General features: G+C 44.2%; 20 protein-coding genes and 1 riboswitch. Of the genes, 17 read left to right on the top strand and 3 right to left on the bottom strand.

Annotated elements, in window-relative coordinates; all coding sequences use genetic code 11:
• Positions 1-399: 399 nt before the first annotated feature.
• From uvrB to luxU, 3 genes are all read left to right on the top strand, one after another.
• The gene (uvrB, locus tag OCU36_RS08900) at positions 400-2,430 is read left to right on the top strand and encodes an excinuclease ABC subunit UvrB (protein ID WP_261837681.1); all 2,031 of its coding nucleotides are present in this window, start codon (positions 400-402) and stop codon (positions 2,428-2,430) included.
• A gap of 302 nt (positions 2,431-2,732) precedes the next feature.
• Positions 2,733-4,121, top strand: coding sequence for a quorum-sensing sigma-54 dependent transcriptional regulator LuxO (gene luxO, locus OCU36_RS08895; protein WP_261837680.1), 1,389 nt, complete (start codon positions 2,733-2,735; stop codon positions 4,119-4,121).
• Between the two features lie 24 nt (positions 4,122-4,145).
• A complete protein-coding gene (luxU, locus tag OCU36_RS08890; protein ID WP_261837679.1) occupies positions 4,146-4,490 on the top strand; it encodes a quorum-sensing phosphorelay protein LuxU in 345 nt (114 codons plus the stop codon).
• A gap of 73 nt (positions 4,491-4,563) precedes the next feature.
• Here luxU and OCU36_RS08885 read toward each other — a convergent pair whose 3' ends face one another.
• Entirely contained in the window at positions 4,564-5,451 is an 888-nt protein-coding gene (locus tag OCU36_RS08885; RefSeq protein WP_261837678.1) for a YvcK family protein, read from the bottom strand.
• A 195-nt stretch (positions 5,452-5,646) separates the two neighbouring features.
• Positions 5,647-5,799: riboswitch (molybdenum cofactor riboswitch) on the top strand.
• Here OCU36_RS08885 and moaA point away from each other — a divergent pair.
• The 11 genes from moaA (at position 5,788) to OCU36_RS08830 (ending at position 15,942) form a co-directional block, all read left to right on the top strand.
• Positions 5,788-6,777, top strand: coding sequence for a GTP 3',8-cyclase MoaA (gene moaA, locus OCU36_RS08880; RefSeq protein ID WP_261837677.1), 990 nt, complete (start codon positions 5,788-5,790; stop codon positions 6,775-6,777). Its footprint overlaps the riboswitch before it by 12 nt.
• A gap of 86 nt (positions 6,778-6,863) precedes the next feature.
• Positions 6,864-7,376, top strand: a complete 513-nt coding sequence (moaB, locus tag OCU36_RS08875; protein ID WP_151417043.1) for a molybdenum cofactor biosynthesis protein B — start codon at positions 6,864-6,866, stop codon at positions 7,374-7,376.
• 12 nt (positions 7,377-7,388) lie between these two features.
• Positions 7,389-7,868: a cyclic pyranopterin monophosphate synthase MoaC gene (moaC, locus tag OCU36_RS08870; RefSeq protein WP_261837676.1), complete on the top strand. Its 480-nt coding sequence runs from the start codon at positions 7,389-7,391 to the stop codon at positions 7,866-7,868.
• The gene (gene moaD, locus OCU36_RS08865) at positions 7,865-8,110 is read left to right on the top strand and encodes a molybdopterin synthase sulfur carrier subunit (protein ID WP_261837675.1); all 246 of its coding nucleotides are present in this window, start codon (positions 7,865-7,867) and stop codon (positions 8,108-8,110) included. Before moaC ends, moaD begins: the two co-directional genes overlap by 4 nt.
• A gap of 2 nt (positions 8,111-8,112) precedes the next feature.
• Positions 8,113-8,586 (top strand): molybdopterin synthase catalytic subunit MoaE, encoded by a 474-nt coding sequence (moaE, locus tag OCU36_RS08860; protein ID WP_261837674.1) that lies wholly within the window; start codon positions 8,113-8,115, stop codon positions 8,584-8,586.
• A gap of 647 nt (positions 8,587-9,233) precedes the next feature.
• Positions 9,234-10,865, top strand: coding sequence for an ABC transporter substrate-binding protein (locus tag OCU36_RS08855; RefSeq protein WP_261837673.1), 1,632 nt, complete (start codon positions 9,234-9,236; stop codon positions 10,863-10,865).
• Between the two features lie 101 nt (positions 10,866-10,966).
• Entirely contained in the window at positions 10,967-11,887 is a 921-nt protein-coding gene (oppB, locus tag OCU36_RS08850) for an oligopeptide ABC transporter permease OppB (protein ID WP_261837672.1), read from the top strand.
• 15 nt (positions 11,888-11,902) lie between these two features.
• A complete protein-coding gene (oppC, locus tag OCU36_RS08845; RefSeq protein ID WP_261837671.1) occupies positions 11,903-12,805 on the top strand; it encodes an oligopeptide ABC transporter permease OppC in 903 nt (300 codons plus the stop codon).
• Between the two features lie 41 nt (positions 12,806-12,846).
• A complete protein-coding gene (gene oppD / locus OCU36_RS08840; protein ID WP_261837670.1) occupies positions 12,847-13,818 on the top strand; it encodes an ABC transporter ATP-binding protein in 972 nt (323 codons plus the stop codon).
• Positions 13,815-14,801 carry a murein tripeptide/oligopeptide ABC transporter ATP binding protein OppF gene (gene oppF / locus OCU36_RS08835; protein WP_261837669.1) on the top strand — a complete coding sequence of 329 codons (987 nt, stop codon included), beginning with the start codon at positions 13,815-13,817 and terminating at the stop codon, positions 14,799-14,801. The genes oppD and oppF overlap by 4 nt, the downstream gene beginning before the upstream one ends.
• 193 nt (positions 14,802-14,994) lie before the next feature.
• Complete coding sequence (locus tag OCU36_RS08830) at positions 14,995-15,942, top strand: glutathione S-transferase family protein (protein WP_261837668.1); 948 nt, start codon at positions 14,995-14,997, stop codon at positions 15,940-15,942.
• Positions 15,943-16,045: 103 nt separating this feature from the next.
• Here OCU36_RS08830 and pta read toward each other — a convergent pair whose 3' ends face one another.
• Both pta and OCU36_RS08820 read right to left on the bottom strand, forming a co-directional pair.
• A complete protein-coding gene (pta, locus tag OCU36_RS08825; RefSeq protein ID WP_261837667.1) occupies positions 16,046-18,211 on the bottom strand; it encodes a phosphate acetyltransferase in 2,166 nt (721 codons plus the stop codon).
• Positions 18,212-18,357: 146 nt separating this feature from the next.
• A complete protein-coding gene (locus OCU36_RS08820; protein ID WP_261837666.1) occupies positions 18,358-19,554 on the bottom strand; it encodes an acetate kinase in 1,197 nt (398 codons plus the stop codon).
• Positions 19,555-19,898: 344 nt separating this feature from the next.
• Between OCU36_RS08820 and yfbV the strand changes: the two genes are divergently transcribed.
• From yfbV to OCU36_RS08805, 3 genes are all read left to right on the top strand, one after another.
• Positions 19,899-20,351 (top strand): terminus macrodomain insulation protein YfbV, encoded by a 453-nt coding sequence (gene yfbV / locus OCU36_RS08815; RefSeq protein ID WP_261837665.1) that lies wholly within the window; start codon positions 19,899-19,901, stop codon positions 20,349-20,351.
• A gap of 287 nt (positions 20,352-20,638) precedes the next feature.
• The gene (locus tag OCU36_RS08810; RefSeq protein ID WP_261837664.1) at positions 20,639-21,604 is read left to right on the top strand and encodes an ABC transporter substrate-binding protein; all 966 of its coding nucleotides are present in this window, start codon (positions 20,639-20,641) and stop codon (positions 21,602-21,604) included.
• 292 nt (positions 21,605-21,896) lie between these two features.
• On the top strand, positions 21,897-23,363 hold the full coding sequence (locus OCU36_RS08805; protein ID WP_261837663.1) for a GGDEF domain-containing protein: 1,467 nt from the start codon (positions 21,897-21,899) through the stop codon (positions 23,361-23,363).
• Positions 23,364-23,408 lie beyond the last annotated feature (45 nt).

Genomic DNA, 23,408 nt, shown 5'->3' with positions numbered 1-23,408 from the left:
TGCTTTTGCTTTAGTTATCCACCAAATTTGTGGATAAGTTTGTGTTCGAAACTTTAACAACAAGAGTTGAGGTGAATTTCAAAATGCTTTATTTATATCTAAAACGATGTATTCAAAGGAAAAGTGCTGATATTTTACGATGATGTGATTTTTTGTGGTTATACTGAAAATAGTAGAAAAAGTGCTATTTTTAGACTTTTTGGGGAAAAGTCGTGGATTAAAGTTCGAGTCATATCACAGGGGGAATATTACACGGGCACGAATAATATCAAGTTCTAACCATAAAAGCTATCACAGCTCTTCAATATTAAGGCGTGTTTCTCCCGATAGTAGTTGCAACGAGATGGCACCTAGAGTGACAATGACCTGATTAAAAACACAGTATGGAAATGGCGACCTATGAGTAAACTTTTTGACTTGGTATCGGACTACAGCCCGTCCGGTGATCAGCCGACGGCGATCACCAAATTATTAGATGGACTTGATTCTGGTTTGGCGCATCAAACTTTACTCGGGGTAACGGGGTCGGGTAAAACTTTTACTCTTGCCAATGTCATTTCTCAATCACAAAGGCCGACTATTCTGTTGGCGCCGAACAAGACATTAGCAGCTCAACTTTATGGTGAGATGAAATCTTTCTTTCCGAATAATGCTGTTGAGTATTTTGTGTCTTACTACGATTACTACCAACCTGAAGCCTACGTGCCAACCACGGATACGTTCATCGAGAAAGACGCATCTGTGAATGCCCATATTGAACAGATGAGACTTTCGGCAACCAAAGCCTTACTCGAACGAAAAGACGCCATCATTGTCGCTTCGGTATCGGCTATCTACGGTCTTGGTGATCCTAAATCATATTTGAAAATGATGCTTCACTTGAGTCGCGGTGAGGTGATGGATCAGCGCGACATCTTACGCCGCTTGGCTGAGCTGCAATATTCGAGAAACGACGTCGCCTTTGAACGAGGTCAGTTTCGGGTTCGTGGTGAAGTGATTGACATTTTCCCTGCTGAATCTGACCAAGATGCGGTGCGACTTGAGATGTTCGATGATGAGGTGGACTGCATCAGTATCTTCGACCCGTTGACTGGAGCCATTAAACAAAGGGATTTGCCACGTTTTACGGTTTATCCCAAAACTCACTATGTCACGCCAAGAGAAAAAATCCTTGAGGCCATTGAAAAAATTAAGGTTGAGCTACGAGAACGTGCGCAATACCTGCAAGACCACAATAAGTTGTTGGAAGAGCAACGTATTTCTCAGAGAACGCAATTTGATATCGAGATGATGACTGAGCTTGGCTTCTGTTCGGGTATCGAAAACTATTCACGGTACTTGAGTGGCCGTGCGGAAGGGGAAGCGCCGCCAACCTTGTTTGACTATCTTCCGGATGACGGCTTGCTGATTATCGATGAGTCGCACGTGACGGTTCCTCAGATAGGGGCGATGTATAAAGGTGACCGTTCTCGAAAAGAGACCTTGGTTGAGTTTGGTTTTAGATTACCTTCTGCGTTGGATAACCGACCAATGAAGTTTGAAGAGTTTGAATCGATCGCTCCGCAAACGATTTTTGTATCAGCAACCCCGGGGAATTACGAGATTGAAAAATCAGACGGTGAAATAGCGGATCAAGTGGTTCGTCCAACGGGTTTGCTTGATCCTATTATTGAAGTTAGGCCTGTCGCAACTCAGGTTGATGATTTACTGTCTGAAATCAGAATCCGTTCAGTCAAAGAAGAGCGCGTGTTGGTCACTACATTAACGAAGAGAATGGCGGAAGACTTAACCGAATACCTAAGTGAGCACGGCGTTAAAGTGCGTTACTTGCATTCGGATATTGATACCGTTGAGCGTGTAGAGATCATCCGAGACCTACGTTTGGGCGAGTTTGATGTGTTAGTGGGCATTAACTTACTTCGTGAAGGTTTGGATATGCCTGAAGTGTCGCTGGTGGCGATTCTTGATGCAGATAAAGAGGGCTTCTTGCGTTCTGAGCGTTCTCTGATCCAAACCATTGGTCGTGCTGCGCGTAACTTGGAAGGTCGAGCGATCCTTTATGGTGATTCGATTACTAAGTCGATGAGAAAAGCGATTGATGAAACCGATCGTCGTCGCGAGAAACAGCAAGCCTACAACGAAGAGCAAGGTATCACGCCGCAAGCGTTGAAACGCAATATCAAAGACATTATGGAACTGGGTGATCTAACCAAGTCGAAGCAGCAGCGCCAATCGAAACAAGTTCCACTGTCTAAGGTGGCTGAGCCTTCTGAAAGTTATGTAGTACTTACGCCGCAACAGCTTGATAAAGAGATCAGCAAGCTAGAAGCTGCGATGTATCAACATGCTCAAAATCTTGAGTTTGAATTAGCGGCGCAAAAGCGGGATGAGATAGAGCAATTGAGAAAGCAGTTTATTACCAACAGCTAATCTCACTTTGCACTCAAAAAATTGTTCCCTTCAATACAAGAATTGGGAGTGTTTAAGACAAAAAAACAGCCAGTAGTAAACGTTCTACTGGCCTACGTTTGTGAACACCAAGTCCACTAACAACGTCAGTTGGCTAGGTGACCCGAAGGTCAAACATAATATTGCATCGTTCGTGCCATATCGTTAATGCATTGATTCTTTGCAACAGATACGGAGGGGTGATGTAAATAGTGGGGTTAATTTGCATAATGCAAGGCGGAATGCAACTATAATGAGATATGCAAATTGTAAATGGTTAGAATATGCAATCAAAAACACTAGATAACAAATCAAAGTATTTGTTAATGGTGGAGGATACGGCTTCGGTAGCGGCTTTATATCGCTCGTATCTTACACCGCTTGAAATTGATATTAATATTGTCGGCACAGGTCGTGATGCCATTGAGAGTTTGAATCATCGAATTCCCGATCTTATTTTATTGGATCTGCGTTTACCCGATATGACGGGCATGGACGTTCTGTTTGCTGTAAAACAAAAATACCCTGAAGTTCCCGTTATTTTCATGACGGCTCACGGCTCTATCGATACGGCCGTAGAAGCAATGCGTCATGGTTCTCAAGATTTCCTTATCAAACCGTGTGAAGCCGATCGACTCCGTATTACGGTGAATAATGCGATACGTAAAGCGACTAAATTAAAGAACAGCGCAGAACATCCGGGAAATCAAAACTACCAAGGATTCATTGGTAGTAGCCAAACCATGCAGCAGGTTTATCGAATTATCGATTCTGCGGCATCGAGTAAAGCGAGTATCTTCATCACAGGTGAAAGCGGCACAGGTAAAGAGGTGTGCGCAGAAGCTATTCATGCCGCGAGTAAACGTGGTGACAAGCCATTCATTGCGATTAACTGTGCAGCCATTCCGAAAGATCTCATCGAAAGCGAACTGTTTGGTCACGTAAAAGGGGCTTTCACCGGTGCTGCAACCGATCGTCAAGGTGCGGCGGAACTTGCTGATGGTGGCACACTGTTCCTCGATGAGTTGTGTGAGATGGATTTGGAGTTGCAAACCAAGCTTTTGCGCTTTATCCAAACCGGTACTTTTCAAAAAGTGGGTTCTTCGAAGATGAAGAGTGTGGATGTTCGCTTCGTATGTGCGACTAACCGTGATCCATGGAAAGAGGTACAAGAAGGCCGTTTTAGAGAAGATTTATACTACCGTTTATATGTGATTCCTTTGCACTTGCCGCCACTGCGTGAGCGTGGTGAAGATGTTATTGAAATCGCATATTCGCTACTGGGTTACATGTCTGTTGAAGAAGGCAAAGCGTTTGTTCATTTTGCTCAAGAAGTGCTTGACCGATTCAATCAATACGAGTGGCCAGGTAACGTGCGTCAACTACAAAACGTATTACGCAATGTAGTGGTGTTAAATAATGGTAAAGAAATTACGCTGAACATGCTTCCACCGCCATTGAATCAGCCGATTGAAAGCCGCTTACGAACGGCAGAAAAACGGGATGAAGAGATTACAGTAAAAGATATTTTTCCATTATGGATCACGGAGAAAACAGCTATCGAACAGGCCATAAAAGCATGTGATGGTAACATTCCTCGCGCAGCGGGGTTTTTGGATGTCAGCCCATCAACAATATACCGCAAGTTGCAAGTGTGGAATGCAAAGCCGTAACGACTTAACAATAAGAAAAGCGCCATGATGAAAGTACTCAATCAACAAAAAGTGGATCAACTTGCCTGTGAAATAGGGCAAGAGAATGTCCCTGTATTACTGGAGATTTTTTTAGGTGAATTGAAAGGATATTACGAGCACCTAGAACAAAACAAAGATACCGATACCTCTCAGTATTTGGCTTATATCAGTCATGCCCTTAAGAGCAGTGCCGCCAGCTTTGGAGCCGATTCTTTGTGTTGTTTTGCCATTAGCTTGGACGCTAAAGTGAAACAACCGTTACCGGTGACAGAGCTTGATTTTCAAAGCATGCAGGAGCTTCTGCTATCAACTTACCAAGAATATCAGCGGTTGTTGACACAGCTCTAAAACAGCAGGTGTCGAGCGATAGCAAAAAAGGAGTATGGTACTCCTTTTTTACTCAATTCAGAGAGTTTGCTAGTTAGGCCAGTTGCGCTTCAATCGCTTGCTGAAGCTTCACGCGGTCGTGACGCCAATCACGGTTTGGCGAGGCAAGATCCCTGGTTACACAGTTCCATTTTCCCTCAAGTTCGGGGTGTGGTGCGTTGCCTAACACAATGTCGATCTTTCTTGCTTTACAGGTTCGTTCACACCATTCCAATTGTTCTTGAAGCGTCATTTTGCCTGCCGGGCCATGCTCGGGTGAAAGATTTTCGACAAAGATGACCTTGGCCTTAGTGTTCTCAGCGATGGCTTTGCCAATTTCAGGAAGTAGCAACGGAGGCATAACGCTGGTCAAAAAGCTTCCTGGACCAAGGATGATACAGTCGGCTTGCTCAACGGCCGCAACGGCTTCTTTGGTGGCCGGTACTTCCGGTGACAAGTCCATCATACGTAGCTTTTCTGTCATATCATCAACGTTGGTTTCACCGGTTACCCAGCACCCATCCATCGATAGTGCAGTGAGGTCTGAAGGATGCTCTGTCATCGGGACGATATTCACATCAACTTTCAGCATGTTTCGAATCAGATTAATTGCTTCCAATGGGCGAACGGAGAGGTTATCTAGCGCCGTGAGCATTAGATTACCTAAGTTATGTCCATCGAGTTCACCTTGCCCGCGAAAGCGATATTCAAACATCATAGAACTGATCGAAGGCTCGGTAATCAACTGGTTGATACAGTTGCGAGTATCGCCCCAAGCAATACCGCCTTGGCAATCACGAATTCGACCCGTTGAACCACCGTTATCTGTAGTCGCAACGATGCCTGTGGCGTTGCTGCCAAAGTCTTTTAGTGCTGCTAGCATACGACCTAAACCATGACCACCACCGACTGCTACGACTTTCTTTGAAGAGTAAATATTCATCTTTATTTTCTTGTTAGGTTATTGCCGACTATAATCTAGGTCAAATGCTTCTCATCAGATACTCAATAAGCGTTAATTTGAGGCGTTGATGCGTTTTTTTTGCCTATGTGACCTGTTTTTGGTCATCCATGCTAGATTCACGTACGAATATTAAGTATTTTATTACTCAGCTACTGCGCGTGTAAATATAACGTGCAGTTGCCATAACTCCGAGCTCTCGCATGCTAAGTCGCACAGTGGAATTTGCTGTACCGATACGCATCAAGAGCCAGTGACATGTTGTCACAAGGGCTTAATTGGAAATGATTATGCCTCCCGTGTTTGGAAAGGTGTTCCGTGGCGCAACAATTCGAAGATAGATTCAATCGCAAATTTTATTATTTGCGATTGTCGGTTACAGACGTCTGTAACTTTAAATGTACTTACTGCTTGCCAGATGGCTATAGACCGTCTGGCCAAAAAAACTCGTCTTTTTTAAGTGTTCCCGAGATCAAACGTATTGTTAAAGCGTTTGCCGATTGTGGTACCTCTAAGATCCGTATTACTGGCGGAGAGCCGAGCCTACGTAAAGACTTTCCTGAAATCATCCATACTGTTGCTTCTACTCCAGGCATCAAAAAAGTAGCCACGACAACGAATGGCTATCGCATGGAGAAACAAGTAGGGCAATGGCGTGATGCTGGTTTAACCCACATAAACGTTAGCGTAGATAGTTTAGACTCACGTATGTTTCATCAGATCACTGGTGAGAACAAGTTTACTGAGGTTATGCGAGGTATTGATAAAGCGTTTGAGGTTGGCTTTGAACAAGTCAAAGTTAATGTCGTATTGATGAAAGACCTCAACAGTCAGGAATTACCAGCCTTCCTTAATTGGATTCAAGACAAGCCCATTCAATTGCGTTTTATCGAGCTGATGAAAACCGGCGAGATGGACGAGTTGTTCGATAAACATCACGTATCGGGTGTTGCGATTCGCAACCAGCTGATTGCTAATGGTTGGCTGTTAAAAGTCAAAGCCATTAATGATGGTCCTGCGCAAGTGTTTGTCCACCCAAACTACAAGGGTGAAATTGGTTTGATCATGCCTTACGAGAAAGACTTTTGTGAGAGTTGCAACCGACTGCGTGTTTCTGCAACCGGAAAACTTCATCTATGTCTGTTTGGCGACCGTGGTGTCGAACTGAGAGATCTGATTCAAGAAGATCACCAAGAGCAAGAGCTCATTGATCGAATTCAGGCTCAGCTTCAAACCAAGTCCGTTAGTCACTTCTTACATGATGGCAACAGCGGCATGACTCCAAACTTGGCGTCAATCGGCGGTTAACCCGCTACACACTCTAAAGCATTTTATCGCTCAGCCTATTTAGGTTGGGCGAATCAGTCTAATGAAACATTTATATAGGTGAACAAATGGGTCACGCAGAAAGCAAATTTCAAGCAGCAAACATCGCAGTTCTAACCGTTTCAGATACTCGTACAGAAGAAAACGATACGTCAGGCGGTTACCTCGCAGAGCATGCTAAAGAAGCGGGTCACAACGTGGTTGATAAACAAATTGTTATCGATGACATGTACAAGATCCGTGCGATCGTCTCTAAATGGATCGCTGATGAGGGCGTACAAGCTATCATGATCACTGGTGGTACGGGTTTCACTTCTCGTGACAGCACGCCAGAAGCGCTTAAGCCACTGTTCGACAAAGAAGTTGAAGGCTTTGGTGAGCTATTCCGCCAAGTGTCTTACGAAGAGATTGGTACTTCGACGATTCAATCGCGTGCGATTGCGGGTTTTGCTAACCATACCGTTATCTTTGCGATGCCAGGCTCGACAGGCGCTTGCCGTACCGGTTGGACTAAGATCATCAAGCAACAGATGGATGCGAGCCACCGTCCTTGTAACTTCATGCCACATCTTTCGGTATAAGGTGGTTTGAGTATGAGCCAATTTACACACATTAACGCGTCGGGCGAAGCGAACATGGTCGATGTATCGGCTAAAGCGGAAACGGTACGCGAAGCGAGAGCGGAAGCATTCATTCAAATGTCGGCAGAAACACTTGAGCTAATTGTTTCTGGTAGTCACCATAAAGGCGACGTTTTCGCAACGGCACGTATTGCGGGTATCCAAGCGGCTAAGAAGACTTGGGATCTGATTCCACTGTGTCATCCTCTACTACTGACGAAAGTAGAAGTGCAGCTTGAAGCGATCGAGTCTGAAAACAAGGTACGTATCGAGTCGGTATGTAAGCTTGCTGGTAAGACAGGCGTAGAGATGGAAGCGCTCACGGCGGCTTCTGTTGCTGCACTGACGATTTACGATATGTGTAAAGCTGTTCAGAAAGATATTGTTATCGAGAACGTACGCCTGTTAGAGAAGACGGGTGGTAAATCAGGACACTTTAAGGTGGAATCATGATTACGGTACTTTTCTTTGCTCAAACTCGCGAACTTGTCGGTGTTGACAGCCTAGAAGTCGACGCGCACTTCAGTACCATCGAAGCGATTCGCAGCCACCTTGTAACACAAGAAGGCAAATGGGATATTGCATTGGAAGAGGGGAAGCTTCTGGCAGCACTTAACCAATCAATCGTACCTTTGACGACTGAAGTGAAAGACGGCGACGAAGTGGCTTTCTTCCCACCCGTTACTGGAGGCTAGCAATGAGTGACTCTCGAGCTATTGATTCAAGAGTATTCGTTACTGCTGAAGATTTTTCTGTGGCTGACGAATACGATTATTTAGCCCAAGGTACCGCGGCGGGAGCGGTTGTAACGTTTGTTGGTAAAGTTCGCGACATGAACCTTGGTGACAACGTGATTGGTTTGTCTTTAGAGCATTACCCGGGTATGACAGAGAAGTCTCTGAGCGAGATCTGTGATCAAGCAGAGGCGCGTTGGCCAATCCAGAAGATGCGAGTGATCCACCGCGTTGGTGATCTCGATACTGGTGACCAGATTGTCTACGTTGGTGTATCCAGTGCACACCGAGGCGCTGCTTTTGAGGCCTGCGAGTTTGTTATGGATTTTTTGAAAACCAAAGCACCGTTTTGGAAAAAGGAAAGGACAACTAAGGAAACTCGGTGGGTAGATTCTCGAGATTCAGATAATAAGGCAGCGGAGCGTTGGGGAGAATAATCTATCCAATATTTCACTTCGCTGTAAAGTCGTGACCCTATATCAAACATAAAAAGCTGACTTTTAAAGTCGGCTTTTTTATGTCTGCGATAAAAAGGTATTGAGGAAAAAGGATTTTTAACGGACCGTTAATCACTGTGGTGAATGTTCATTTCAGCCGCTGTCGAGCGTGTATTAATGTTATGAATTGTCCACTTTACTGCAGAGTATTATGCTGCTCTATATAAGGTGATAGTGATCACGAATAGAGCGGTCTATTTAGACGATATGTGACGTGTAATTAGATTTGATGTGTCGGTAATGTTAACTTGGTCGCCGTATTTTAGCATAAGATGCTAAAAAAAAGTTTCAGTAAAGACGTGTCAACACTAAAGGCTGCATTTGTGTGACTCCTTATGTGTAACCCACTGCTTATTGGTTTTTTAATAGAGTATTACACTGATACCTTGATTGTTTCGAAGAATTATTCGATTTTTTGTGACTTGTTTATGGAAAATTACTTCAATGGTTGATAGTGTGTGCCTCAATCTTTGTAAGGTTTTAGGTTTTTATGCTTAACTTCCTAGCTAAATAAATCTAAATCACTGCCGTTCAGTGAACTTAACAAAGAAGTCATGGATGCAACAAAAAAACTTGGAGTTTATTGAATGTATAAGAATAAAATCACTCAGGCCCTTCTTCTAGGTGCTGGTTTGGCATTGGCTGCCACTTCTACTCTTTCTATCGCTGCTCAAGTTCCTGCTGGTACGGAACTAGCCAAAGTTCAGGAACTTGTTCGTGGTAACGGTACTGAAGTAGCAACGCTTGACCCTCACAAATCTCAAGGCGTTCCCGAGTCAAATGTAATTCGTGATCTGCTAGAAGGCTTAGTAAACCAAGATGCTGACGGTAACACTGTCCCTGGTGTTGCGAAAAGCTGGGAAACGACAGACAACCAAACATACACTTTCCACCTACGTGAAGACGCAAAATGGTCTAACGGCGATCCTGTCACTGCTGAGGATTTCGTTTACAGCTGGCAACGTGCCGTCGATCCTGCGACAGGTTCTCCATATTCTTGGTACGTAGAATACACCAAGATGGCGAACGCGAAAGACATCGTCGAGGGTAAGAAAGATAAGAGTGAACTAGGCGTTAAAGCCGTAGATGCACATACTCTTGTTGTTACATTGGATGCACCTGTACCTTATTTCGTCATGATGATGGGTCACACAACTATGATGCCTGTGCACAAGGCAACGGTTGAGAAGTACGGTGAACAATGGACGAAGCCAGAGCACTTTGTCGGTAACGGTGCGTTTGTTCCAAATAAATGGGTAGTTAACGAGCGTCTTGAGCTTGTACGTAATAAAAACTACTGGGATAACGACCATACCGTTCTTAATAAAGTCACGTTCTTACCTATCGAGAACCAAGTGGCTGAAATGAACCGCTTCCTATCTGGTGAGCTAGACTTCACGTATGAAGTATCAAATGAGCACTTCCGTCGTCTACAAAAAGAGTACCCGCAAGATGTTGCCGTTAAGGGTAACTTGTGTACTTATTACTATCAGTTTAACGCACAGAAAGCGCCTTTTAACGACGTACGACTACGTAAAGCGATGTCTTACGCGGTAGACCGTGATGTCTTGACTAAAGCCATTCTTGGGCAAGGTCAAAAACCGGCTTACTTCTTGACTCCTGAAATTACAGCGGGCTTCAATCCAGAGGTTCCAGCGTACGGTAAACTATCCCAAAAAGAGCGAGTTGCTGAAGCGAAGCGCCTTCTTAAAGAAGCAGGTTACACTAAGGAACATCCTCTAGAGTTCAGTCTACTTTACAACACCTCTGAAAATCACAAGAAGCTTGCGGTAGCAATCGCATCTATGTGGAAAAAAGAGCTTGGTGTGAACGTGAAACTTGAAAACCAAGAGTGGAAATCATACCTAGACAGTAAAGATGCTGGCGACTTCGATGTTGCTCGTGCTGGTTGGTGTGGTGACTACAATGAAGCGTCTTCATTCCTAACGTTGATGGTCAGCAAAAATACAACGGGTGGTCAACACTATAAGAGTGCAGAGTACGACCAAATCATTGATAAAGCGCTACACTCGACTTCAGAAAAAGAGCGTACTCAGCTCTATACTGATGCCGAGAAGTTGTTGGCGAAAGATATGCCGATAGCACCACTTTATCAGTACGTTACAGCTCGTCTAGTATCACCTCAACTCGGTGGTTACCCATCTGGTAATGCAGAAGATAAGATCTATTCAAAAGATCTTTATATCAAAGCAAAATAACCACCTATAAAAAAAATAACCACCTCAGGCCTGCGTGCGCGGTATAGCGCGCGCAGTGTCTATTTTTATTCTTAATTGTCACAGACTGAAAGAGTGAGTTTATGCTTAAATTCATAATGAAAAGGGTATTTGAAGCAATTCCAACCATGTTGGTATTGATTACAATATCTTTCTTTCTTATGCGTTTCGCTCCGGGTAACCCGTTTTCAAGCGAGCGTCCGCTACCGCCAGAAGTTATGGCTAACATCGAAGCTAAATACGGCTTAGATAAACCTGTATTTGAACAGTACACCACGTATCTAACAAACATACTTCAGGGTGACTTTGGCCCATCATTCAAGTATCAAGATTATACGGTGAATGAGTTGATCGCAGTTGCGCTTCCAGTTTCTGCTAAGGTAGGGGTTATTGCCTTTATCTTTACTTTGATTATGGGGGTATCGGTCGGAACCATTGCCGCCTTGAAGCACAACACATGGGTCGACTACACCATAATGTCGACCGCCATGATCGGGGTAGTCATGCCCTCCTTCGTATTGGCCCCAGCACTCATTTATCTCTTCTCGTTGCATTGGCATATATTCCCAGCGGGCGGTTGGCACGGAGGAACGTACATATACGTTGTCCTCCCCGTTATTGCGATGTCTTTATTATATGTAGCAACGTTTGCTCGTATCACTCGCGGTAGCATGATCGAAACTCTCAATAGTAACTTTATTCGTACGGCTCGCGCAAAAGGCTTAAGTTATCGTTACATTGTGCTTAAACATGCTCTTAAACCAGCAATGCTACCTGTTGTTTCTTATATGGGGCCTGCGTTTGTCGGTATCATTACAGGCTCTGTTGTTGTTGAAACCATCTTCGGCCTGCCTGGTATCGGTAAGTTGTTTGTGAACGCCGCGTTTAACCGTGATTACTCGTTAGTTATGGGTGTGACCATTTTGATTGGTTTCCTATTTATCTTGTTCAACGCGATCGTTGATATTTTGCTAGCGCTGATTGACCCGAAAATTCGCTACTAACAGGGACGCATGGTTATGTTGAAGAAAAAAGAAAACTTAGAAGCGATCGAAAAATTCTCAGAGAATCTGGAAATTGAAGGTCGCAGTTTGTGGCAGGATGCACGAATTCGTTTCATGCGAAACAGAGCAGCAATGGTCAGCTTGTGTATTCTGACGGTTATGGTACTGGCGGTGATTTTCTTGCCGATGATAGCGCAGTACACATACGATGATACGGATTGGTATGCAATGCACGCTGCACCCAATGCGGATCACTGGTTTGGCACTGATAGTTTAGGTCGTGACCTTTACGTACGTACGATGATTGGCGGCCGTATCTCTCTCATGGTCGGTGTGATGGGTGCATTCGTAGCCGTGCTAATTGGTACGCTTTACGGTGCAGCTTCTGGCTTTATTGGCGGACGCACTGACCGAGTGATGATGCGCATTCTCGAGATTTTGTACGCGGTTCCTTTTATGTTCCTCGTTATCGTATTAGTGACATTCTTTGGTCGAAATATCATACTCATCTTTGTCGCTATCGGTGCGATTGCTTGGTTAGATATGGCGCGGATTGTACGTGGTCAAACATTGAGTTTACGTAGTAAAGAATTCATTGAGGCGGCACATGTTTGTGGCGTAAGCAAATGGAAAATTATCACTCGTCACATCGTACCGAACGTATTGGGTATTGTTGCAGTTTACTCAACGTTACTTATTCCAAGCATGATCCTGACTGAATCATTCTTATCTTTCCTTGGTCTTGGTGTTCAAGAGCCTATGACGAGCTGGGGCGCATTGCTTCAAGAAGGTTCGCAAACAATGGAAGTTGCAATCTGGCAACTGGCATTCCCTGCGGCATTCATGGTTGTTACGCTGTTCTGCTTTAACTATGTAGGTGATGGTCTGCGCGACGCGCTTGATCCAAAAGACAGATAACGAAATAGCAATAAAAGCTATAAAAGATTAAGGAAGTAATAATGAGCTTATTAGATGTCAAAGATCTGCGTGTCGAATTCACCACACAAGATGGTATTGTTACCGCAGTTAATGACCTGAACTTCTCACTTAGCCAAGGCGAAACGCTTGGTATTGTTGGTGAGTCAGGTTCAGGTAAATCTCAAACGGTATTCGCGCTGATGGGGCTGTTGGCTAAGAATGGCATTATTTCGGGCAGTGCAAAATTTGAAGGCAATGAGATCCTCAATCTGCCTGAAAAAGCGCTGAACAAGGTGCGAGCTGAACAGATCGCAATGATCTTCCAAGACCCAATGACCTCACTGAACCCTTACATGAAAGTTAGTGATCAGTTGATGGAAGTACTTATGCTGCATAAAGGCATGGGTAAAGCTGAAGCGTTTGAAGAATCAGTACGCATGCTTGAAGCAGTTAAAATCCCTGAGGCCCGTAAGCGTATTACCATGTATCCACACGAATTCTCTGGCGGTATGCGTCAGCGTGTAATGATTGCAATGGCTCTGCTATGTCGTCCTAAATTGCTGATTGCTGATGAACCAACCACGGCACTGGATGTAACCATTCAAGCGCAAATCATGGATCTGCTCAACGAGTTGAAAGATGAGTTCAACACAGCGATCATTATGATCACTCACGATTTGGGTGTGGTTGCTGGTTCATGTGACAAAGTACTCGTGATGTACGCGGGTCGTACCATGGAGTATGGCTCCGTTAATGAAATCTTCTACGAGCCAAGCCACCCTTATGCGGAAGGCTTGCTTAAAGCGATCCCTCGTTTGGATACTGAAGGTGAAATTCTACCGACGATTCCAGGTAACCCACCTAACTTACTTCGCCTACCGCCGGGTTGTCCTTACCAAGACCGTTGTCACCGTGTAATGGACCGTTGTAAGCAAGAAGCACCGATTTTGCAGCCATTTGGTCAAGATCGTCAGCGTGCTTGTTTTTCAGATTGGGAGACTTGGACAAAATGAGCAAAGAATTACTATTAGATATTAAAAACTTAAAAGTTCACTTTAGCATCGCGGCTAAGTCTGCTTGGCCTTGGGCGAAGCCATCAAACCTCAAAGCGGTTGATGGTGTTGATGTACGCCTTTATGAAGGCGAAACGCTAGGTGTTGTTGGTGAGTCTGGTTGTGGCAAATCGACGTTCGCACGCGCGATTATCGGTTTGGTTGAAGCGACTGAAGGGGAAGTGATGTGGTTAGGTCAAGACCTGACTAAAATGTCGGAAGTTAAACGTCGTGAGACTCGTAAAGAGATCCAGATGATCTTCCAAGACCCATTGGCATCGCTCAACCCGCGTATGTCCGTCGGTGACATCATTGCTGAACCTTTGCAAACTTTTTATCCAGAGCTTTCTAAACAGGAAGTGAAAGACCGAGTCAAAGAGATGATGGCGAAGGTAGGTCTACTACCAAACGTAATTAACCGTTATCCACATGAATTCTCGGGTGGGCAGTGTCAACGTATTGGTATCGCACGTGCGCTTATCTTGAAACCTAAGATGATCATTTGTGATGAACCCGTATCGGCGCTGGATGTGTCTATCCAAGCTCAAGTCGTTAACCTTCTTAAGGAACTACAAAAAGAATTAGGTTTGTCTTTGGTCTTCATTGCCCACGATTTGTCGGTTGTGAAACACATTTCTGATCGAGTCTTGGTCATGTACTTAGGTAACGCAGTTGAGCTTGGGGAGTCTGATGCCTTGTTCTCAGAGCCTAAGCATCCATACACCAAAGCGTTGATGTCGGCTGTACCAATTCCAGATCCTCGTTTAGAGCGTAGTAAAACCATACAAATGCTGGAAGGTGATCTACCATCACCAATTAATCCACCATCAGGTTGTGTATTCCGTACTCGTTGCCCTCAAGCGACAGAGGCATGCGCGCAAACTAGACCAACGATTCAAGGTAATGAGGTACACGCCGTATCTTGCTTGCACGTGCAAGCCTAGGCCTGATTTACACCAGTTCGGCCTGTGACAGGCTTAAGCGCAACTTGTTATGAGTTGCGCTTTTTTTCTATTCAAAGGTCCAGCTAAAATAACATTCTTCAAATAATTCGAATAACTAAGCCAACTTCTTCTAGTTTTGAAAAAGTTGGCTTTTTTTATACTAGAGAAAAGTATAGATGACAGAGGTTTGGATATGGGTAAGTTAGTTGAAGGTATTTGGCACGATGTGTGGTACGACACCAAAGTAAACGGAGGTAAGTTCATTCGCGAAGATGCTGGCTTTCGTCACTGGGTAGAGAACAAACCGAGCGCGAAGTTTGAGCCAGAAAGTGGCCGTTACCACTTATACGTATCGTTAGCTTGCCCTTGGGCGCACCGAACCCTTATCTTCCGTGAGCTGAAAGACTTAACCGATCACATTGATGTGACCATTGTTTGCCCAGATATGATGAGTGAAGGTTGGCAAATGGGGTTACCTGAACCCCTATTCGGTCATACGCGAATGCATCAACTCTACACCCAAGCCAAGCCTGATTACTCGGGCCGAGTAACGGTGCCTGTATTGTGGGATAAGAAAACCAACACCATCGTGAGTAACGAGTCGTCTGAGATTATCCGTATGTTTAATTCAGAATTTAATGAGTTAACAGGCAACACCGATGATTACTATCCGTGGGAATTAGCGAACAAAATTGATGAGTGGAATGATTATATTTACCCGAACATCAACAACGGCGTTTATCGAACTGGCTTTGCGACAACACAAGAAGCGTACGAAGAAGCGTATGACGCGTTGTTTGAGGCGTTAGACAAAGTCGATGCTCACCTTAGCGAACATCGCTATTTAGCGGGTAACGAGATTACAGAAGCGGATTGGCGTTTGTTTACCACTCTGGTTCGATTTGATGCGGTTTATGTTGGGCACTTTAAGTGTAATAAGCAGCGAATTGCTGACTACCCACACATTCAAGGTTACTTAAAAGAGTTGTATCAAATAGAGGGTATTAAAGAGACGACCGATTTCTATCATATCAAGCGTCACTACTACTACAGCCACACCGGTATCAATCCGACTCAAGTGGTACCCAAAGGGCCTGAGTTAGATCTCGAATCAGCACACGGTCGAGAAAACTTGGGTTAATTTTACGATGACCAAACCTGCGTAAATCAAAACAAAGATATCGGTCAGATATAAAAAAACCCTAGATAAAAATCTAGGGTTTTTGCTTTCTACAAAAGAAAAATTAGTTAATTACTTTTTCTTCCGCTTGAGCCGCTTGGTCTGCTTGGATAGCCGTTAGAGCGACTGTGTAAACGATGTCGTCTACTAGAGCGCCACGAGACAAGTCATTTACTGGCTTGCGCATACCTTGAAGCATTGGACCGATAGAGACTAGATCTGCTGAACGCTGTACCGCTTTGTAAGTCGTGTTACCCGTGTTTAAGTCTGGGAATACGAATACTGTCGCTTTACCTGCAACTGGAGAGTTAGGCGCTTTAGAAGCGGCTACGTTTTCCATGATTGCAGCATCGTACTGTAGAGGACCGTCGATCACGAGATCAGGACGTTTCTCTTGAGCAAGTTTCGTTGCTTCACGTACTTTATCTACGTCTGCACCTTTACCAGATTCACCCGTAGAGTAAGAGATCATAGCAACGCGTGGGTCGATACCGAATGCCGCAGCAGAATCTGCAGATTGGATAGCGATTTCAGCAAGCTGTTCTGCTGTTGGATCTGGGTTGATCGCACAGTCACCGTATACAAGAACTTGATCAGGCAGAAGCATGAAGAAGATTGAAGATACGATAGAAGCATCAGGTGCAGTCTTGATGATCTGGAACGGAGGAACGATTGTGTTCGCCGTTGTGTGAACAGCACCAGAAACTAGGCCGTCAACTTCGCCAGCTTCAAGCATCATAGTGCCTAGGAATACGGAATCTTCTAGCTTCTCACGAGCAACAACTTCAGTCATACCTTTCGCGCCACGAAGTTCGACTAGACGAGCGACGTAGTTTTCGCGAACGGATGCAGAATCGATGATCTCAACGCCAGCGCCAAGCTCAACACCTTGCTGTGCAGCAACGCGACGGATTTCTTCAGGGTTACCTAGAAGTACACACGTTGCGATACCGCGCTCAGCACAGATAGCCGCAGCTTTCACTGTACGTGGCTCATCACCTTCAGGAAGAACGATGCGCTTAGCCGCTTTACGAGCAAATTCAGTTAGCTGGTAACGGAATGCTGGTGGGCTTAGACGACGGATGCCTTGAGTACCTTCAGATAGAGAATCAATCCAAGGGCCATCAATGTGGCTTGCAACGTGATCGTTAACGAACTCGATACGCTCTTTATCGTCTGCAGGTACTTCTAGGTTGAAGCTCTGTAGATTTAGAGACGTCTGCCAAGTGTTACCTTGAGCCTTGAAGATCGGTAGACCTGAAGCGAATGCTGGTGCACAAAGGTTAGCAATGCTTTCTGGAATGTCGTAACCGCCAGTCAGTAGGATTGCGCCAATCTCAACACCGTTTTTCGCCGCAAGAGCCGCAGCAACGATAACGTCAGGACGGTCTGCAGAAGTTACTAGCAGTGAACCTGGTTTGAAGTGCTCAATCATGTGCGGTAGAGAACGTGCACAGAAAGTGATGCTCTTAATACGACGCGTTGAGATTTCACCTTCGTTAACGATTTCAGCGTTAAGGTGCTTAGCCATATCAACCGCACGCGTTGAGATTAGGTCGATGCTCCATGGCACACAGCCAAGGACACGGATAGGGCTAGAGTTGAAGATTTGCATCACTTCAAGGTTCGCTTGCTGAGCGCTGTCTGCATCATCAAAGATTTCAGATAGGTCAGGGCGAGTACGGCCAGCTTCATCAACAGGAGCGTTAAGCTTGTTGATGATTACGCCTTTGATGTTCTTGTTTTTAGTTCCGCCGAAGTTAGAACATGCTACTTCGATACGTTCTTTAAGTTGCGTAGGGTTGTCAGTACCAGGAGTCGCAACGAATACGATCTCTGCGCCGAGTGTTTTCGCGATTTCCGCGTTTACTTGGTTCGCAAATGGGTGCTTACGAGTAGGGACTAGGCCTTCGATTAGCGTGACTTCAGCGTCTTTGTTGATTTTGTTGTATTGCTCAACAACAGACTCAAGAAGCTCGTCCATTTTCTCGCTACCAATCAAAGCTTCAGCTTTAGTCATTGCGATTGGCTCGCCAATCATAATATCGCTGTTTGCGCTGATAATAGTAGACGTTAGATCGGGTTGATCACCACCGCTACGAGGTTGAGCGATCGGCTTATAGAAAGAAACACTTACGCCCTTGCGCTCCATCGCGCGAAGAACACCCATGCTAACACTAGTAAGACCAACACCAGCGCTTGTAGGGATAAGCATAATAGTACGTGACATTGATGAACACCTTTAACTATTGGATATAAAAAAGCTCAACCGCTATTCCTACCGATATCTAAATTGGGGTAGGAATAGAAGTTGAGCCCCATTTTCTTGATATGACAAACTGACTGGCTTCGAGTGAAGCCAGTCAGGAAAATCAATTAAAGACCTGCTAGACGTGCAGTGTCTTCAGCGATAACTAGCTCTTCGTTAGTAGAGATAACCATTGCTGGGATACGGCTGTTTGCAGTCGTGATAGTGCCTTCGCCGCCGAAACGTGCTTTAAGGTTCGCTTCACCGTCAACTTCGATGCCGAAGATACCTAGGCGGTTTAGAACCATTTCACGGATAGGACCAGAGTTTTCGCCGATACCGCCAGTGAAAGTGATTGCGTCTAGACGACCTTCTAGAGTTGCAGTGTAACCAGCAACGTACTTAGCTAGACGGTGACAGAATACGTCCATTGCACGAGTTGCTTCTTCTTTCTCACCGTAGTTGTCTTCAACGAAACGACAGTCAGAAGTCACTTCAGTCAGACCAGCAAGACCTGATTCTTTAGTTAGCATGTTGTTGATTTCTTCAACAGAGTAACCAAGAGCGTCATGCAGGTGGAAGATGATTGCAGGATCTAGGTCACCACAACGAGTACCCATTACAAGACCTTCAAGAGGAGTAAGACCCATAGAAGTATCTACAGATTGACCGTTCTTGATTGCACATACAGAAGCGCCGTTACCTAGGTGACAGTTGATGATGTTAACTTCTTCAACTGGCTTGTTTAGTAGGCCTGCCACTTCACGAGTGATGAATAGGTGAGAAGTACCATGCATGCCGTAACGACGGATACCGTGCTCTTTGTACAGGTTGTACGGTAGAGCATATAGGTAAGACTCAGAAGGCATTGTTTGGTGGAACGCCGTGTCAAATACAGCAACGTTTTGTAGACCAGGGAAGTTTACTTTAGCCGCTTCGATACCGATTAGGTGAGCTGGGTTGTGAAGAGGTGCGAAAGTCGCAGCGTCTTGAATGCCCTTAAGTACTTCATCCGTGATCAGTGCAGATTGAGTGAACTGCTCGCCGCCGTGTACGATACGGTGACCGATAGCGCCAAGGTTAGCTTTAAGCTCAGGCTTAGATGCAAGAATAGTTTCTACCATGAAAGATAGTGCTTCAACGTGAGCTGCGCCTGCGCCTAGTTGTGCTTCGTGCTTGCCGTCAAGTTTCCACTTAATACGAGCTTCTGGAAGACTTAGACACTCAGCAAGACCAGTTAGGTGCTCTGCACCTGTTTCTGCATCAACAACAGCAAATTTAAGAGAAGAACTACCACAGTTTAAAACTAAAACTAGCTTAGACATTAATGACTACCTGTTTATTTTTCTGATCGAAATCAGTTTAGAATGAAAATTAATCTCAAGAATAGACGAAGCATCGCGGCTTACGCACTAACCTTGGTCAAAAAAACGTTAATTTCCGTATTTAAAGTGAAAGCGCACTTTTTTAAGAAAGAGGCCTATGCATTCCCTGCAGAAGTCGTCACAAAGTTGCTTAAATTGTAAATAAGGGCAACAATGAGATTGAGGTCTGCAAATAATAGCGATATTGTACAAATATAACAAAAAAATTTGAAAGAATATTATTTTTCGTCAATTTTTTGTGTTTTTAGTTGATGGTTTCAACTTTTTTTTAATGGGAGGCTCATATGAGTAATAGAGTTGGTTTAGCGAGCAGTTTAAAAGATGGTCAAAAGTACATGGATCTCTGGCCTGTTCGAAAAGAGTTAAACGCTATTTTCCCTGAGCAGCGCATTATTAAAGCGACCCGTTTTGGTGTGAAAGTGATGCCAGCGATAGCTGCGATTAGTGTCTTGACACAAATGGTCTTTAATAATTATCAAGCGATACCGCAAGCCGTAGTTATGGCTTTGTTCGCTTTAAGTTTGCCGCTTCAAGGCATGTGGTGGTTGGGTAACCGCTCAAAGACTCAACTTCCACCCGCGTTGGTTTCGTGGTACCGCGAACTGCATGAAAAGATCACTGAAACGGGTTTTGCGTTAGAGCCTATGAAGTCGCGCCCCCGCTATAAAGAATTAGCGATAATCTTAAATCGCGCATTTCGCCAGCTCGACAAGTCTTCCATGGAACGTTGGTTTTAACGAAAGAAGCACAATTTCGAGATCATCCCTTGTTTTTCCCCTATAACCTGAGAGCTGCCATACACTATTCGCTTGCTCTCAGATTCATTGATATCACTTATTCATTCAGTTTCTTACTTTCTCCCGACACACAAATTTGCCTTTCCTCGCACAATTAGAGAGATGTTGTTTTTTTGTTATATATTACTTCAACTTCTGAACCGTTACTGGTATTAATGTCAACAGTATTTTGATGTTGTTCTCTTTGATCGAGCAATAACGATGGGAGCTTGATTAAGGGATTATTGATGGGTTCTATAATAAAACGATACACAGCTATTTTGAGTGTTTTTCTATTGCTATGGACTGGCAATGCCATGGCCAATATGGCCAAGGTGTCAGTTTCACAAGTTGTCGACCATCCAGATTTAAACGCGACACGTGCTGGGCTTATAGACGGATTACGCGCGAAAGGTTTTGAAATCGGTAAAAACCTAGAGTTTTCTTACGCGATGGCGGATGGAAGTCCAGCCAAAGCAGCAAGAATCGCCAGAAAGTTGGTTAGCGAAAATCCTCATGTATTGGTCGGCATTGCTACACCAACTTCGCAAGCTTTGGTCTCAGCGACTCGCTCAATACCTATTGTTTTTACCGCGGTTACTGACCCTATCGGTGCCAGACTGGTTAAACACCTGGATAAACCTGAGAGAAATGTTACGGGCCTTTCTGATTTATCCCCGATATCCCAACATGTGAAGTTAATTAAAGAGCTTCTTCCTCAGGCAACGTCTATCGGTGTGGTTTACAACCCAGCAGAGGCAAACTCGGTTGCTTTAGTTAGGTTGTTGAAGAAGGCTACACAAGAACTTGGGCTCAGTCTGTATACTGAAAAAGCGCTCACTATCGATGATATTGAGTCGAAAGCAGAGTCTGTGGCTAAAAAATCTGATGTTATCTATGCGTTGACTGACAACACAGTTGCAAGCGGTATTGAAGGACTTATAGAAGCGGCTAACCAAGCGGGCATACCTGTGGTTGCTGGTACAACATCTTATATTGGGAAAGGCGCTATCGCAGGCATTGGTCTAGATTATTATGATGTTGGATTGCAAACAGCTGATTATGTCGTAGCCATTCTTAATGGACAAAAACCGGGAGAGTTGAGCGTAAAAACAGCGAAGAGTTCTCACCTTGTGGTCAATTTGGTTGCGGCTCGTAAGCTAGGAGTTACATTGCCTCAGTCGGTGGTTGACCGTGCGATAATCATTCATTGATCGAAAAACTTCACGCTCAATGGTTTTTATTATCGTGTTGGCGCCCTTTCTTTTTATCTCTCATCCTGAATGACTTCTACGAAACATAGGGTGTTTATCTGTTGCAGTAATGGCTGAAACGAGGTTATTTACGGCCCCCATTTTTTGGGGGTATGGGTTTGCAATGAATGATTATGCGGTTAAACAACCATATGAACTTTATGCCGACTTACAGTATTTTATGTCGAAAAATAATGCAAATGATGTCATAATATGAACAGTGTATGTAAGAAATTGCTAAGATCAGACAAATATGAAAGTAAACAGGCATTTTAGTCTCACCTTTGTTTTTGGCTTTCCTGCTGTGATTGGTGTGATACTGATTGGCCTAATTGCAAAGAACCATTTGGATGCAGTAAAGAAAGACATCGAAACCGAATTTCATCGTGTTGAAGAGGCATTTAACCGAACCACTAAAGTTGTCACTGCCTTGGATTATAGTTTTACTAATTACTATCGATCAGGTAGCACGCTGACTCTTGACCATAATAAGCAGGTTATTAACGGCTTATGTCGAATTTGGCCTATCGAGGCCAAGCTTCTTGCGGATAGCAAAATAGCGGATATTCCATCTGTGGATATTGATTATATGTTGGTCGGTGAAGAGTCGCTTTGTTCTGAAACCAGCGATGAATACAAAGGTGCATCAGAGAAGATATCTTTAGCACCGATCCTTTCATTCTTATCGCAACTGGATGAATTTCACAACGGTGTACACTTTATAGACCGACATGGTTATGTTATTTCATCACCAGAAAGTTTTGCTAAAGGCTTAAGTAAAGAACAGCTTTCGACTATCAAGAGTCGCCCTTATTGGCAAGCAACGGCGAATAGCCCAGAACAACTGACATTAAATGGGCCCATGCACCGATTTGATTCACTAGATCGTATTATTAGCATGACAAGCCCTGTGTTTCACCAAGGGGTATACCAAGGCATACTCTCGGTCGACATTAACGTGGACAAATTGCTTGAGGTTTCCAATCCCCTTTTAGCCGGAAAAGTGGACATCATTGATACAACATTAGTGACTCCAAGTGATACCAGTATTTTTTACGAGGAAATTCATCTAGAGGGTGTCACATCACATCATGCTATTTACTATGAGTTGGATCTGACGAAGGAAATCGAGAATTTCTTTATTTATGAAAAAGACGGTTTAATTGTCGCCATTATTGTCTATTTGTTCTCTGTAACTATCTTCTTTTACGTCAATTCAAATATTGAACGTGGTTATTTTAAAGATCTTGCAGCCAAGGACCCAATGACAAACCTATTGAATCGACGTGGTTTAGAAGCTTTTTGGCGCCGAGTAGAACACGACAAATTGTTTGCTTTGACGATATTTGATATCGACAATTTCAAGTTGATTAATGATACCTATGGTCATGATATTGGTGATGATGTTATTCGTTATATGGCGCAACAACTCAATAGTAGTATTCGAAGCAGTGACGTCGTTGCAAGGTTTGGCGGTGAAGAGTTTGTTGTTTATATAAAAGGCGATGATCGTACATCTTTGGTTGAGACCCTACACCGCGTCAAAGAGACCATTTGCACAAGATCAGTCGATATTATCCCGACTGGCTTTACCGTCTCTGGCGGTGTGTGTATTGTTGAAGCGGGCGGGCGGAAGCTTAGTTTTACAGAGATATTTAAGTACGCCGATGAGAAACTGTACGTGGCTAAGAGCATGGGTAAAGACCGAATCGAGTTTTAACCACGTTTTGAGATCTCTTAGATCTCATGATGCAATGGAGAGAGG

Source organism: Vibrio artabrorum (genome assembly GCF_024347295.1).
In the GTDB taxonomy this organism is placed as follows: Bacteria; Pseudomonadota; Gammaproteobacteria; order Enterobacterales; family Vibrionaceae; genus Vibrio; species Vibrio artabrorum.
Note: the sequence above shows the minus strand (reverse complement) of the source record. Positions and strands in the feature narration are given on the sequence as shown.

Excerpts from the sequence above, each read along its gene's own strand:
- uvrB (WP_261837681.1), top strand. The coding sequence starts at position 400 with ATGAGTAAACTTTTTGACTTGGTATCGGACTACAGCCCGTCCGGTGAT.
- luxO (WP_261837680.1), top strand. The coding sequence starts at position 2,733 with ATGCAATCAAAAACACTAGATAACAAATCAAAGTATTTGTTAATGGTG.
- luxU (WP_261837679.1), top strand. The coding sequence starts at position 4,146 with ATGATGAAAGTACTCAATCAACAAAAAGTGGATCAACTTGCCTGTGAA.
- OCU36_RS08885 (WP_261837678.1), bottom strand. The coding sequence starts at position 5,451 with ATGAATATTTACTCTTCAAAGAAAGTCGTAGCAGTCGGTGGTGGTCAT.
- moaB (WP_151417043.1), top strand. The coding sequence starts at position 6,864 with ATGGGTCACGCAGAAAGCAAATTTCAAGCAGCAAACATCGCAGTTCTA.
- moaC (WP_261837676.1), top strand. The coding sequence starts at position 7,389 with ATGAGCCAATTTACACACATTAACGCGTCGGGCGAAGCGAACATGGTC.
- moaD (WP_261837675.1), top strand. The coding sequence starts at position 7,865 with ATGATTACGGTACTTTTCTTTGCTCAAACTCGCGAACTTGTCGGTGTT.
- moaE (WP_261837674.1), top strand. The coding sequence starts at position 8,113 with ATGAGTGACTCTCGAGCTATTGATTCAAGAGTATTCGTTACTGCTGAA.
- OCU36_RS08855 (WP_261837673.1), top strand. The coding sequence starts at position 9,234 with ATGTATAAGAATAAAATCACTCAGGCCCTTCTTCTAGGTGCTGGTTTG.
- oppB (WP_261837672.1), top strand. The coding sequence starts at position 10,967 with ATGCTTAAATTCATAATGAAAAGGGTATTTGAAGCAATTCCAACCATG.
- oppC (WP_261837671.1), top strand. The coding sequence starts at position 11,903 with ATGTTGAAGAAAAAAGAAAACTTAGAAGCGATCGAAAAATTCTCAGAG.
- oppD (WP_261837670.1), top strand. The coding sequence starts at position 12,847 with ATGAGCTTATTAGATGTCAAAGATCTGCGTGTCGAATTCACCACACAA.
- oppF (WP_261837669.1), top strand. The coding sequence starts at position 13,815 with ATGAGCAAAGAATTACTATTAGATATTAAAAACTTAAAAGTTCACTTT.
- OCU36_RS08830 (WP_261837668.1), top strand. The coding sequence starts at position 14,995 with ATGGGTAAGTTAGTTGAAGGTATTTGGCACGATGTGTGGTACGACACC.
- pta (WP_261837667.1), bottom strand. The coding sequence starts at position 18,211 with ATGTCACGTACTATTATGCTTATCCCTACAAGCGCTGGTGTTGGTCTT.
- OCU36_RS08820 (WP_261837666.1), bottom strand. The coding sequence starts at position 19,554 with ATGTCTAAGCTAGTTTTAGTTTTAAACTGTGGTAGTTCTTCTCTTAAA.
- yfbV (WP_261837665.1), top strand. The coding sequence starts at position 19,899 with ATGAGTAATAGAGTTGGTTTAGCGAGCAGTTTAAAAGATGGTCAAAAG.
- OCU36_RS08810 (WP_261837664.1), top strand. The coding sequence starts at position 20,639 with ATGGGTTCTATAATAAAACGATACACAGCTATTTTGAGTGTTTTTCTA.
- OCU36_RS08805 (WP_261837663.1), top strand. The coding sequence starts at position 21,897 with ATGAAAGTAAACAGGCATTTTAGTCTCACCTTTGTTTTTGGCTTTCCT.